Origin of the sequence: Couchioplanes caeruleus (assembly GCF_023499255.1) — a bacterium.
Lineage (GTDB): Bacteria > Actinomycetota > Actinomycetes > Mycobacteriales > Micromonosporaceae > Actinoplanes > Actinoplanes caeruleus_A.
Map to the genome: position 1 here is coordinate 468,994 of NZ_CP092183.1, position 12,394 is coordinate 481,387.

The 12,394-nt window shown below is 72.4% G+C and carries 12 protein-coding genes, 1 tRNA gene and 1 other RNA gene; 12 read left to right on the plus strand and 2 right to left on the minus strand.

Annotated elements, in window-relative coordinates; translation table 11 throughout:
* Position 1: 1 nt before the first annotated feature.
* The 7 genes from COUCH_RS02240 (at position 2) to COUCH_RS02270 (ending at position 4,941) form a co-directional block, all read left to right on the plus strand.
* On the plus strand, positions 2-1,228 hold the full coding sequence (locus COUCH_RS02240; RefSeq protein WP_249610451.1) for an ArsB/NhaD family transporter: 1,227 nt from the start codon (positions 2-4) through the stop codon (positions 1,226-1,228).
* Positions 1,225-1,668 carry a universal stress protein gene (locus COUCH_RS02245; RefSeq protein WP_249610452.1) on the plus strand — a complete coding sequence of 148 codons (444 nt, stop codon included), beginning with the start codon at positions 1,225-1,227 and terminating at the stop codon, positions 1,666-1,668. The genes COUCH_RS02240 and COUCH_RS02245 overlap by 4 nt, the downstream gene beginning before the upstream one ends.
* Before the next feature lie 240 nt (positions 1,669-1,908).
* Positions 1,909-2,118, plus strand: a complete 210-nt coding sequence (locus tag COUCH_RS02250; protein ID WP_249610453.1) for a hypothetical protein — start codon at positions 1,909-1,911, stop codon at positions 2,116-2,118.
* Between the two features lie 102 nt (positions 2,119-2,220).
* Complete coding sequence (locus COUCH_RS02255; RefSeq protein WP_249610454.1) at positions 2,221-2,676, plus strand: DUF6886 family protein; 456 nt, start codon at positions 2,221-2,223, stop codon at positions 2,674-2,676.
* Positions 2,677-2,770: 94 nt separating this feature from the next.
* Entirely contained in the window at positions 2,771-3,100 is a 330-nt protein-coding gene (locus COUCH_RS02260; protein ID WP_249610455.1) for an STAS domain-containing protein, read from the plus strand.
* A gap of 57 nt (positions 3,101-3,157) precedes the next feature.
* Complete coding sequence (locus COUCH_RS02265) at positions 3,158-3,736, plus strand: helix-turn-helix domain-containing protein (protein WP_249610456.1); 579 nt, start codon at positions 3,158-3,160, stop codon at positions 3,734-3,736.
* Positions 3,733-4,941, plus strand: coding sequence for an MFS transporter (locus tag COUCH_RS02270; RefSeq protein WP_249610457.1), 1,209 nt, complete (start codon positions 3,733-3,735; stop codon positions 4,939-4,941). The genes COUCH_RS02265 and COUCH_RS02270 overlap by 4 nt, the downstream gene beginning before the upstream one ends.
* Here the strand turns inward: COUCH_RS02270 and COUCH_RS02275 are convergent.
* Together COUCH_RS02275 and COUCH_RS02280 are read right to left on the minus strand one after the other, a co-directional pair.
* Positions 4,922-5,665, minus strand: coding sequence for a hypothetical protein (locus tag COUCH_RS02275; RefSeq protein WP_249610458.1), 744 nt, complete (start codon positions 5,663-5,665; stop codon positions 4,922-4,924). The two genes, COUCH_RS02270 and COUCH_RS02275, sit on opposite strands and share 20 nt — an antisense overlap.
* Positions 5,666-5,895: 230 nt before the next feature.
* Positions 5,896-5,983 (minus strand) — tRNA-Ser (locus COUCH_RS02280).
* 81 nt (positions 5,984-6,064) lie between these two features.
* Between COUCH_RS02280 and ffs the strand changes: the two genes are divergently transcribed.
* The 5 genes from ffs to COUCH_RS02305 all read left to right on the plus strand — a co-directional run bounded on the left by ffs (position 6,065) and on the right by COUCH_RS02305 (position 12,387).
* An RNA gene (gene ffs, locus COUCH_RS02285) (signal recognition particle sRNA small type) lies at positions 6,065-6,161 on the plus strand.
* Between the two features lie 71 nt (positions 6,162-6,232).
* Positions 6,233-9,226, plus strand: a complete 2,994-nt coding sequence (locus COUCH_RS02290) for a DNA polymerase III subunit gamma and tau (protein ID WP_249610459.1) — start codon at positions 6,233-6,235, stop codon at positions 9,224-9,226.
* Between the two features lie 347 nt (positions 9,227-9,573).
* Positions 9,574-9,906, plus strand: coding sequence for a YbaB/EbfC family nucleoid-associated protein (locus tag COUCH_RS02295; protein ID WP_199510165.1), 333 nt, complete (start codon positions 9,574-9,576; stop codon positions 9,904-9,906).
* A gap of 4 nt (positions 9,907-9,910) precedes the next feature.
* Positions 9,911-10,504, plus strand: coding sequence for a recombination mediator RecR (gene recR / locus COUCH_RS02300; protein WP_199510166.1), 594 nt, complete (start codon positions 9,911-9,913; stop codon positions 10,502-10,504).
* 887 nt (positions 10,505-11,391) lie between these two features.
* On the plus strand, positions 11,392-12,387 hold the full coding sequence (locus COUCH_RS02305) for an ABC transporter permease (protein WP_249610460.1): 996 nt from the start codon (positions 11,392-11,394) through the stop codon (positions 12,385-12,387).
* Positions 12,388-12,394: the final 7 nt, after the last annotated feature.

A 12,394-nucleotide genomic window follows, 5' to 3' on the forward strand; every position in this document is an offset into this window, starting at 1 on the left:
TGTGATCACCGTGGCCTCGCTCGTCCTGCTGGTCGGCGTGCTCGGCTTCGCCGTGGCCCGGCCGCGGGGGCTTCCCGAGGCGGTCGCCGCGGTGCCCGCCGCCGTCGTCGCCGTGGTGGCCGGGCTGGTTCCGTGGCGCGACGCCGTCAGTGAGCTGGCCGAGCTGGGCCCGACGGTCGGCTTCCTGGCGGCGGTGCTGCTGCTCGCCTACCTCGCGGACGAGGCGGGGGTCTTCCGGTACGCCGGCACGATCGCCGCCCGGTGGAGCCGCGGGTCGCCGCAGCGCCTGCTCGGGCTGGTCTTCGTCATCGCGTCCGTGGTGACGGCGGCGCTCAGCCTCGACGCCACCGTCGTGCTGCTGACCCCGGTGGTCTTCGCCACGGCGTCGACGCTGGCCGTACGCCCGCGGCCGCACGTGTACGCCTGCAACCACCTGGCGAACTCGGCCTCCCTGCTGCTGCCGGTGTCCAACCTCACGAACCTGCTCGCGATGTCGGCCGCCGGCCTGTCGTTCCTGACGTTCGCCGGGTTGATGGCCCTGCCGTGGCTCGCCGTCATCGCGGTCGAGTACCTGATTCTGCGCCGCTTCTTCGCCGACGACCTGGGTACGCCGCCGCGGCCCGCCGACGTGCCGGTGGAGCGGCCGCCGCGGTTCGCCCTGGTCGTGCTGGGGCTGACGCTGGCCGGGTTCGCGATCAGCGGGCCGGTGGGCGTGCACCCGGCGTGGGTCGCGCTGGGCGGTGCGCTGGTGCTCGCCGTACGCCAGAAGGAGCCGGTCGGGACGCTCGTAAGCAGAGCCAATCCGGGTTTCTGTCTCTTCGTTCTGGCGTTGGGCGTCGTGGTGCTCGCGGTGAGCCGCGGCGGGTTCGGCACGATCGTCGACCGCGTGGCGCCGCACCGGCCGGACCTGCTCGGCCTGCTGCTCATGGCCGGCCTGGCCGCCGTGCTGGCGAACCTGCTCAACAACCTGCCCGCGACGCTGATGCTGCTGCCGCTCGCCGCGCACTCCCCGGGGCTGGTGCTCGCGGTCCTGCTGGGCGCCAACATCGGGCCCAACCTCACGTACGTGGGTTCGCTCGCGACCCTGCTGTGGCGGCGGATCCTGCACCACCGTGGCGCTCCGCCGGTGACCGGGGAGTTCCTGCGGCTCGGTGCGCTGACCGTTCCGGCCTGTCTGCTCGTGGGGGTGGCGTCGCTGTGGCTGGGTCTGCGAGTGTCGGGACTGTGAAGATCCTGGTGTGGCTCGACGAGGGCACGTGGGAAGCGTGCATCGACGCGGCGCGCGACCTTCCCGGCGAGGTCACCCTGCTGCACGTCTCGGACGTGGGCACCGAGGCGGCGCTGAGCGGCTCCGCCGGGCTGCTGGGCCGGGTCGCCGGCGCCGATCCCGCGGAGCTGCTCGCGGCGGCCGAACGCCGGTTGCTGGGAGCGGCCGCGCAACGGCTCGACCGGCCGGCCAAAATTCTCACTCTGCGTGGTCGTCCTGAACACGAAGTGCTGGCCTCGTGTGCCTCCGCGGACCTCTTGATCCTGGCCCGTGACGGTGATCAGCGACGGCTCGGACCCCGGAGCCTGGGACACCGTACGCGTTTTGTGGTCGATCACGCACCGTGCCGAGTTCTTCTCGTCTGGCCCGGCTCGCCGCCGCCGCTCGGCTCGATTCCATGATCAAATGCGCTGGTGAGATGACACGCGCGTGTCGGTACCGTTTCGTCGAATCGAGCGCGAACGTCCGACCTGCGACAACTACTGAGAGTGTCTGTTAAGACGCCGCCCTAATATGTCGCCGTGACGCAAGGTATCAGGCGGAAAACCACCGGATCGGACAACTCGCTCCGGCCGCCCGGCGAAAAACTTTCGCAGATTCGCATCGCGCAGAGTTGTCTATGTCTGTCATAAAGTTGACCCGTGAGAGTTGAGCAGCACTGGTGGAATGGTGACGTCCGGCTCGCGCGCCGGGACGTCTACGTCCGCACCGACGGAGAAGTCTGGGAGGTCGAGGCCCAGATGGGCGGCCCCCAGGGCAAATCCAAGGTGCAGCAGTGTCCGGGTAAGGCCTCCGCGCTGATCCTGGCTGACGCGTGGCGGGGTCCACGCTGGCGGTGGCGTCAGATCTGACGCCAGGAGCCGCCGGGCTGCGCCGCATCTGACTTCTCTCGGCCAGCCGTTGACCGGGCCGGACCCCCCGCGGGTCCGGCCCGGTTCTGTTACACCGTTGGCATGCGTCCAGCCGCCGGCCAGGCCGAGCCGTACGTGTGGGCTCTCGACGCCGAGCAGGCGCCCTCCTACTGGTTCCCCCGCGACTGCCCGCGGGTGCTGGCGTGGCCGGGACCGGACACTGTGGACACCGACCGCCGCCTCCTCGGCGCGACCCGGGTGCACGCCATCGAGTACGGCTGGCTGCACCGGATGCAGACCGCCCGGGTGTATGCGTACCGCTTCGACGCCGCGCCGTTCCGTCCGATCGGGACACCGCGCCCGTACGCGATGGTCGCCACCGAGCCGGTGGAGCCGCTCGGACCGCCCGAGCCGGTCGGTGATCTGCTGGCGCGACACGCCGGCGCGGGCATCGAACTGCGGCTCGTGCGGCAGCTGTGGCCCCTCTGGGACCGGTTCGTCGCCTCATCGCTGCAGTTCAGCGGCATCCGCCTGCGCAATGCGGATCCTCGTTCGTAAACCGGACGGACGCGGTGTGCGCCATCTGATGATCAAACCGCTCTAGATTGAGGAGCCGCGCAACCAGGACGAAAGCGATCCCATGCAGGCCACCGTGACCGATCACCGCACCGACGTCGCCGTGCTCCGCCTGAGCGGCGAACTCGATGCGGGCACCGCCCCGAAACTCCACGACCTCATCGCCGGCCTGCTCGAACGCCCGGTGCCGCGGATCGTCGTCGACCTCTGCGACCTCAAGTTCTGCGACTCCGTGGGGCTCAGCGCGTTCATCACCGCCAAGCAGGTCATCGTCGCCCGCGGCGGCTGGCTGAGCTTCGCCGGCGCCAACCCCTTCGTCGCCGAGCTGCTCGACACGGTGGGGCTGAGCCGCTACTTCGCGATCTTCCCGGAGGTCGACGACGCCATCGCGGCGGCTCGCATCTAGACCGCCCAGGGGCCGCAGCGGTTGCTCCCGCCAGATGTGAGAGATTACTCTCGAGACATGTCTCTCACGAATCCGTTCGGCGATGTGGAGATCAGCGACCCCCAGGCGATGCGTGCGCTCGCTCATCCCGTACGCCTCGCGATCCTGTCGTTCCTGCAGCGCAACGGGCCCGCGACCGCGACCGGGCTGTCGGCGCACGTCGGTGCGACGCCGTCCGTGACGAGCTGGCACCTGCGGCACCTCGCCGGCTTCGGCCTGGTCACCGACGCCGACCCGGACGAGGTGCCGGGCGACCGCCGGCAACGCTGGTGGAAAGCCGTCGCACGCGGCTTCTCGGTCCGCATGGGCACCGATCCCGACTCCCAGGCCGCGGGCCGGGCCCTCGGCGAACAGCTGATGGTCACCGCCCAGGAACAGGTGGCCGCCTGGACCGCGCAGGTGGCGCCCACGCTGCCGCCGGAATGGGTGCTGCACGCGGGCGTCTCCAACACCACCGTGCCGCTCACCGTCGACGAGCTCGCCGATCTGGCCGCGAAGATCGACAAGCTGATCGCGCCGTACGTCCACCGCGCCGGGGCCGACGCGCCCGACGGAGCGCGCAAGGTCCGGATCCTCCGGCACTACCTGCCGTCGTGACCCGCTTCGGCAAGCTGTGGGCGGGGCAGACGATCTCCCAGTTCGGCGACCGGATCACCGAGCTGGCGCTGCCCGTCATCGCGGTGGTCACCCTCAGCGCCGGCCCGACGCAGGTGGGACTGCTCACCGCGGCCATCTGGACGCCGAACCTGTTCGCGGTCCTCGTCGGCCCCTGGGTGGACCGCCGGCCCGACCGCCGGCGCCTGCTGATAGCCGCGGACCTGCTGCGGGCGGCCGCGCTGATGAGCCTCCCGGTCGCCCACTGGCTCGGCGCCGTCACGCTCACCCAGCTCTTCGCGGTGGCCCTGCTCGCCGGCGCCGGCCAGGTGCTCTTCTCGTCGGCGTACCCGTCGTTCTTCGTGGCCCTGGTCCACCGCGACCGGTACGTCGATGCCAACAGCAAGCTCAGCATCAGCCGCTCGGCGTCGTTCGTCGCCGGACCGGCCCTCGGCGGCCTCCTCATCCAGGCCCTGACCGCCCCGGTCGCCCTGCTCGCCGACGCCCTGTCGTTCCTGGCCTCGGCCCTGCTGATCACCCGGATCAAGGTCGGCCCGGCGCCGGTCGCGGCCTCGTCGTCGGCGCTGTCCGGCTTGCGGTACGTGCTGCGGCACGAATACCTGCGCGCCGGGCTGGGTTGCGTGACGACGGTCAACTTCTTCGGGTTCGTGGCGCAGGCGCTGCTGGTGCTGTTCGCCACCCGTACGCTCGGCCTCCCGGTCTCCCTGCTCGGCCTCGCACTCGGCGTCGGCGCGTTCGGCGGGCTCGCCGGGGCGGCGCTGGCGCCCCGGCTGTCCCGGCGGTTCGGCGTCGGCCGGACGATGGTGCTCGGCGCCGTCCTGTTCCCGGCGCCGACCGCCGCGATCGCGCTGGCCGCCGGCCCGCCATGGCCGGCCGCGACCGTTCTCGCGGCGGCCGAGGCGGTGGCGGGCTTCGGCGTGATGCTGATGGACATCAACCTGAACTCGGTGAATGCCGTGGCCATGGCGGACGAGATGCGCAGCCGGGTCGCCGGCGTCTACGGCACGATCAACTACGGCGCGCGGCCGGTGGGGGCGGTGGTCGGCGGGTTGCTCGGTGACCTGCTCGGGCTGCGGCCCACGCTGCTGCTCGCGGCCGTGGGCGGAGTGCTCGGTTCGCTCTGGTTGATCCGGTCACCGATGCCCCGGGTGCGGACGATGGAGGACGTCACCCCCGTTCCGGTGTGACCTGCAGGCTCTGCCGGAGGCGGCGGTACTCCACGTCGGTGCCGATGGCGGCCCGGAAGGCGGGCTGCGTGACGTAGTGGTGAATCGCCCGCGACAGGAACCACAGGTCGACACCGGTCACGGTCATCTGCTCCCGGCCGCGCGGAAGCCCCCGGCGGCGCACCAGCTCGGGATTGCGGTAGGCGAACGCCACCTGGCCGGGCTTGCCGGTCGGACACGCGGGCCGATCCAGGGCGAACGCTTCCCAAGGAACGAACAGCGACCCGGCCACGGAACGATCCAGCATTCCGTCGTGCCGCAGCTCGAGACCCGGGCTGATCCACAGGGTCCGTACGAGCAGAAGGAGCGCGACCCCGTAGCAGACCAGGGAGGCCAGGTCGAGCTGCCACAGATCCTCGCGATCCGCGAGGTCGCGCAGGCCCGAACCGATGTTCGAACTCGCGATCGGCACCCACGCGCCCAGCAGGAAGACGGTGCCGGGGCCGGCCGGTGTCACGAACGCGCGCAGGTCAGGCGCGACTTCGAGGGTCCTGGGCCGCCGGTTGAACGCCGCGATCGCCAGAGCACCGCCGAGCAGCGCGACGCCGATCTCCCACGGGAAGAGCGTCCGGATCACGTCCGCACGCCGGGCGTTGAGCACGACCAGGACGACCGCAACGGCCAGCTCGACGGCCACGATGAGACGCCGGTGGCGGGCAGTGGCGTCCATCAATCGGCTGAGCATGATCAAAAGGTACGCGGTTCGCGCCAGCGCCGCCGTCCCCTCAGCGCCGCCGATTCTTCACCATCAGCGTCACCAGGGCGGCGGCGATCGAACCGACGACGATGAGGCAGACCAACAGCAGGAAGATGTGCCACGGCTTGATAGCTCCCATGATCGGACACCGTAGCGTGGCCGGACATGGGAAAGGCCGGACCCGCGGGTCCGGCCTTTCAACGTCTGCCTGGTGAGGCTGGCGGAGGATACGAGATTCGAACTCGTGAGGGTGTGAACCCAACACGCTTTCCAAGCGTGCGCCCTAGGCCTCTAGGCGAATCCTCCGTCCGACAGGATACAGACCCCGTCGTCCTGGTTTCCCCGGGACCACCCCGTGTCCGCCCCGAGCCGCCGGGTACCCTGTTCAGCAGCCCCTCGTGCGGCGCGTACCCCGTGAACCTCCCCAGGGCCGGAAGGCAGCAAGGATAAGCGGGCTCTGGCGGGTGCACGAGGGGTCCTTCACTTCTGGGGCACGGCGTTTGTTCTTGTCACACCCTCGACGGAGAATGGCGCGGTCGTCCAGAGGAGGCAGGAGTGGCACTGGCCCTCTACCGCAAGTACCGGCCGCGTACGTTCGCCGAGGTCATCGGGCAGGAGCACGTCACCGAGCCGCTGTCGCAGGCGTTGCGCAGCGGGCGGTTGCACCATGCGTACCTGTTCTCCGGCCCGCGCGGGTGTGGCAAGACCTCCAGCGCGCGGATCCTCGCCCGGTCGCTGAACTGCGAGCAGGGGCCGACGCCCGAGCCGTGCGGCACGTGCGCCTCCTGCCGGTCGCTGGCCAACGACGGCGCCGGGTCGATCGACGTCATCGAGATCGACGCGGCCAGCCACGGCGGCGTCGACGACGCGCGTGACCTGCGGGAGAAGGCGTTCTTCGCGCCCGCGAGCAGCCGCTACAAGATCTACGTCATCGACGAGGCGCACATGGTCTCGTCGGCCGGCTTCAACGCGCTCCTCAAGCTCGTCGAGGAGCCCCCGGAGTACGTGAAGTTCATCTTCGCCACGACCGAGCCGGAGAAGGTGCTCGGCACGATCCGGTCGCGGACCCATCACTACCCGTTCCGGCTGATCCCGCCGGCGACGCTCCGGCCGTACCTGCAGCAGTTGACCGAGGCCGAGGGCGTCCACGTCGACCCGGCGGTGTTCCCGCTGGTCGTGCGCGCGGGCGGGGGAAGCGCCCGGGACTCGCTGTCCGTGCTCGACCAGCTCATCGCCGGCGCCGGGCCCGAGGGCGTCAGCTACCCGCGGGCGGTCGCGCTGCTCGGTGTCACCGACGTCACGCTCATCGACGAGATGTGCGACGCGCTGGCCGCCGGGGACGGCGCCGCGGCGTACCAGACGATCGACCGGGTGGCCGAGGCCGGCCACGACGCTCGCCGCTTCGCCTCCGACCTGCTCGAACGCTTCCGCGACCTGATCATCCTGCAGCAGGTGCCCGACGCGGTCACCAAGGGCCTCATCGACGGCCCCGCGGACCAGCTCGACCAGATGGCCGCCCAGGCCACCCGGCTCGGCCCCGCGACCCTGTCCCGCTGCGCGGACATCGTGCACAACGGCCTGGTCGAGATGCGCGGCACGACCGCCCCGCGGCTGCTGCTCGAGCTGATCACGGCCCGCATGCTGCTGCCCGGCGCGGACGACTCCAGCGGCGCCCTGCTCCAGCGTCTGGAGCGCATGGAGCGGCGGCTCACGCTGACGACAGACGCCGATCCCGTACGCCACGAGCACCCGTCCCCGCAGCCCACGACGCCGATCGCGGCTGATGCGGCAGCTACCGAGGCGGGAGCCGGGGGTGCGGTGCCGGCCGGGTCCAGCGGTGGGTTGTCCGCGGCGCGTGCGGCGGCCGCGGCGGCTGCGCGGCGTACGGGTTCTCCCGCGGCCGCTCCGGGGTCCGCTGCTCCGGCGGCTGCTCCGGCGTCGGCCGCCGTTTCGCCCGCTGATGATGTGCCTGCTTCCGCCGGTGTCGTCTCCGCCGAGGCCGACGCGGTTTCCGACTCCGCCTCGACGCCTGGTCCGGTTGAGATGCCGGCCGCTGACCCATCTCCGACGCACGACGCCGCCGGTCCGGGCGCACCTACCGATCCGGTGGAGCCGTCTGCTGGTCCGGCGGAGTCCGAGCCGGTCGCGCCGACGTCCCCCGCTCCGGCGCGCGCACCCGAACCGCGGCGGGCCGAGCCGGCCGGGATCATGCCGGACGCCCCCGACGAGCTGGGCAGCGCCGCCGACGCCGCGGTGCCCGGCCAGCTCTCCGCCGCCGCCATCCGCGAGGTGTGGCACGAGATCATCGGCACGGTCGGCCGGAAGAGCAAGAAGATCGCCGCGCTCGCGCAGGGCGCCACGGTCCGCGACCTCGACGGCCAGACCGTCGTCCTGACGTTCCGCTTCCCCGCGCACGCCCGCATGGTCGCCGCGGAACCGCAGCTCATCGCCGACGCCCTGTACGAGGCGCTCGGCGGCCGCTGGCAGATCCGCTGCGACGTCGCGGGCGAGAGCGGGCCCTCGCAGGGGACCAGCCGTGGACCGCAGGGCGGCTCAGCTGTGCCGCCCGGGCGCGGAGCCACCCGCGCCGATGCTCCTCAGCAGGTTGCGCCGGCTCAGGCGCGTACGGCGTCGACGCGTGAAGCGGTCACCACGCCGCAGGCCGCCGCCGAGGACGACGACGACGGCGGCTGGCCGGAACCGGCCCGGCCCGGCGGATCGGCCGCCGCTGTCCCGTCGGCTGCCTCCCCGGCCGTCGCGGATGACGGCGAGGACGACGAGTGGCCCGAGCCGGTCCGGCCGGGCGGCAGCGCGCCGGTCGTGAGCCGAGGGGCCGACCCCGGGGACGCCCCGAGCCCGGCCGTCCGCAGCGGTCCGGCGGCCGTCAATGGATCGACCGAGGCCGGTACGGCGCCGGACGCCGCTGTGGCAGCGTCCTCGAGCGGTGGCCCCGCGCCGGTTGCCGCTGGTTCCCCGACCGTGCCCGCTTCCGATGGCGACGCGTCGACGTCGGCCGCCAGGTCTGGAGCCGGTCCGGTCGGCGGGTCCGGGCCCGGTTCAACGGTCGGCTCCGGCACCGCGGCGGCAGCGGCCAGCCCTGTTGCCGCGGCCCAGCAGGCGGCGGCCGCACCCGCCGCAGCCGCCGTTTCCCCGCCGGCTCCCGCGAAAGGTCGCCTGGGTGGCGGTCCCGCGCCGAGCAGCGGCTTGGCCGCGGCCCGAGCCGCTGCGGCCCGCGGAGCCGGGGCCGTGGCTGCCGTACGCACCGCGCCGGGCAGCCCCGCTGCGCCCGCCGGTGGCCCCTCCGCGAAACCCGGCACCGGCCCGGCGGACTCCTGGTCGGACGGTTCGCCGACCGAGGAAGCCCCGTACGACCCCGAGTACGACGGCCCGCCGCGCGCCGCCGACGGGGCCGCGTTGGAAGGGTTCGATCCGGGGGACGAGCCGCTCGACGACGTGATCGACGAACGAACCGCGCGCCAGAGCAGCGAGCAGCAGGCCGTGCAGTTGCTGCGGGAAGCCTTCGGGGCGGAGAAGATCAGCGAGTCCTGACCCGGATCCCGGCCGCACGGGCCGGGCGGGGATCAGCGAGTCCTGACCCGGTTCCCGGCCGCACGGGCCGGGCGGGGATCAGCGAGTCCTGACCCGGTTCCCGGCCGCACGGGCCGGGCGGGGATCAGCGAGTCCTGACCCGGTTCCCGGCCGCACGGGCCGGGCGGGGATCAGCGAGTCCTGACCCGGTTCCCGGCCGCACGGGCCGGGCGGGGATCAGCGAGTCCTGACCCGGTTCCCGGCCGCACGGGCCGGGCGGGGATCAGCGAGTCCTGACCCGGTTCCCGGCCGTGTCGGCCGGGCACGGGACAATGGATCCGACCACCCCCTGACAGAGGAGTTATGCGATGCGCCCCGGTGGACAGCCGAACATGCAGCAGATCATGAAGCAGGCGCAGAAGATGCAGCAGCAGATGGCGCAGGCGCAGGCCGAGCTGGCCGAGGCGGAGCTCACCGGTACCGCCGGTGGTGGCCTCGTCACCGTCGTTGTGACCGGGCTGGGCGAGTTCAAGTCCGTGAAGATCGACCCCAAGGCGGTCGACGCCGACGACGTCGAGACGCTCGAGGACCTGGTGCTCGCCGCCATCCACAACGCCGCCGAGGCGCAGCGCGAGCTCACCGAGCAGAAGATGGGCCCGGCCACCGGCGGTCTCGGTGGCCTGACCCTGCCGGGGTTCTGAGCCCGTGTACGAAGGCGCCATCCAGGACCTGATCGACGAGCTGGGACGGTTGCCGGGCGTCGGCCCGAAGAGCGCCCAGCGGATCGCGTTCCACATCCTCTCCGCCGACCCCGCCGACGTGAACCGGCTGGCCACTTCCCTGCGCAAGGTGAAGGAGCTGGTCCGGTTCTGCACGACCTGCTTCAACGTCGCCGAGTCGGAGCAGTGCCGGGTCTGCCGCGACCCGCGCCGCACCAACGAGGTGCTCTGCGTGGTGGAGGAACCCAAGGACGTCGTGGCGATCGAGCGGACCGGCGAGTTCCGCGGCCGCTACCACGTCCTGGGTGGCGCCATCAACCCGCTCGAGGGCATCGGGCCGGACAACCTGCGCATCCGCGAGCTGCTGCTGCGCCTCGGCACGGGTGAGGTGAAGGAGCTGATCCTCGCCACCGACCCGAACACCGAGGGCGAGGCGACGGCGACGTACCTCGCACTGATGATCAAGCCGATGGGCATCGCGGTCACCCGGCTGGCAAGCGGGCTCCCGGTCGGCGGCGACCTCGAGTACGCGGACGAGATCACGCTGGGCCGCGCCTTCGAAGGCCGCCGCGCCGTCTGACACGGTCCGCAGGCTGCATCGAGCGCCTTCAGGGCGCGTTGGCGCCCCGCGCGCACGACGCCCCGCGCGCACGACGCCCCGCGCGCACGACGCCCCGCGCGCACGACGCCCCGCGCGCACGACGCCCCGCGCGCACGACGCCCCGCGCGCACGACGCGGCGGCCGCCGGCGATGCCGCTGAGCTAAGCCGGCGGCGGCATTCGAAAGCTCACTCCGCCCACGAAAGTCCGCTGCAGCCCGGCAAGGCCGGGACCCGCCGCGCCCACCGTGCGCGCCCGCCGCGCCCCCATCCCCCGGCGTGCCCGCCATGCCCCACCCGCCGCGCCGCGCCGCGCCGCGACCCGCCGTGCCGCGCCGCGACCCGCCGTGCCGCGCCCGCCGCGCCGACCGCCGCCCGCCGCGCCGCGCCGCGCCCGCCCGTCGCGCCGGGCCCGCCGTGCCCACGAACGGACCGCACCGGCCTCACCGGTCCGGCCGACCCGGTCCGGCCGGGTCCGCCCGCTCGGGCGCTGCGCCGGAGCCGTTTGGTGGGTTCTTCCGGCAAAGTGCCCGGCCTGCCCGTTCGGTCGGTTACGGTGCGGGCGTACGGATGTGGTGCCGGTAACAGATCACGCTGTCATCACGGCGCGGCCTGAACTTGGTTACGAGGGCCGGTGGGTCTTGACCCGCGCCGCCGAGTACGTGAGCGTTCCTCTCGTGCGACGGCGCAACCCGTTCGCACGTTCGGCATGCCGGCCCGGCGTCACCATCGCGGGGGCCGGCTGTAGTCCACGTACGCGACAACCGATCGGTTGCCCGCGTTGCGGGGCCGGACCGATCCGGAGCGCAGCTGACCCGGCTCGGCCGAGGCGTCGTGGCGCGGTCGCCGGGAGAGGACCGGGCGCTTCATGGTCGTTGGACCCGGCACGGTCTCTGACCAGGCTCCGGTGGCTCCGGACCCCGCCGGGGGCAGCGTCCCCGGCAAGGCGATCGAGGGCCGTTCGCTCGGCCGCATCGCCTGGACCCGGCTCAAGCGCGACAAGGTCGCCATGGCGGGCGGCTATGTCGTCCTCTTCCTGATCCTGGTCGCGGTCTTCGCCCCGTTGGTCGTCAAGCTCCTGGGCGATCCGCCGAACGAGTTCCACCAGAACCTGATCGACGTCAACACCCTGGCCCCCAAGGGCGGCACGGGCATCAGCGGCGACCATCTGTTCGGTGTCGAGCCGCAGAACGGCCGGGACATCTTCAGCCGGGTCGTCTACGGCGCCCGGATCTCGCTGCTGATCGCGTTCCTCGCGACCGGCCTGTCGGTGGTCATCGGCGCCACGCTCGGCGTGGTGGCCGGCTTCTTCGGCGGCTGGGTCGACGCGCTGATCAGCCGGGCCATGGACGTCTTCCTGGCCTTCCCGCTGCTGGTCTTCTCGATCGCGCTGGCCGGCGTCATCCCGGACAAGGCCTTCGGGCTGTCCGGGGACGCGCTGCGGATCGCCATGCTGATCTTCATCATCGGCTTCTTCAGCTGGCCCTACATCGGCCGCATCGTGCGCGGGCAGACGCTGTCGCTGCGGGAACGCGAGTTCGTCGACGCGGCGCGCAGCCTCGGTGCGCGCGGGCCGTACATCATCTTCAAGGAGCTTCTGCCCAATCTTGTAGCGCCCATCCTGATCTACGCGACGCTGCTCATCCCGACGAACATCCTGTTCGAGGCGGCGCTGTCGTTCCTCGGGGTCGGGGTCCGGCCGCCCACCGCCAGCTGGGGCGGGATGCTCTCCGACGCCGCCCGCTTCTACACGATCTGGCATTTCATGTTCTTCCCGGGCATGGCCATCTTCATCACCGTGCTGGCCTTCAACCTGTTCGGTGACGGCCTGCGCGACGCGCTCGACCCCAAGGGCCGACGCTGATCATGCG

Bases quoted from the DNA above. Each gene is read 5' to 3' on its own strand.
- COUCH_RS02275 (WP_249610458.1), bottom strand. From the start codon at position 5,665: ATGCTCAGCCGATTGATGGACGCCACTGCCCGCCACCGGCGTCTCATC.
- COUCH_RS02255 (WP_249610454.1), top strand. From the start codon at position 2,221: ATGCGTCCAGCCGCCGGCCAGGCCGAGCCGTACGTGTGGGCTCTCGAC.
- COUCH_RS02295 (WP_199510165.1), top strand. From the start codon at position 9,574: ATGCGCCCCGGTGGACAGCCGAACATGCAGCAGATCATGAAGCAGGCG.
- COUCH_RS02265 (WP_249610456.1), top strand. From the start codon at position 3,158: ATGTCTCTCACGAATCCGTTCGGCGATGTGGAGATCAGCGACCCCCAG.
- COUCH_RS02305 (WP_249610460.1), top strand. From the start codon at position 11,392: ATGGTCGTTGGACCCGGCACGGTCTCTGACCAGGCTCCGGTGGCTCCG.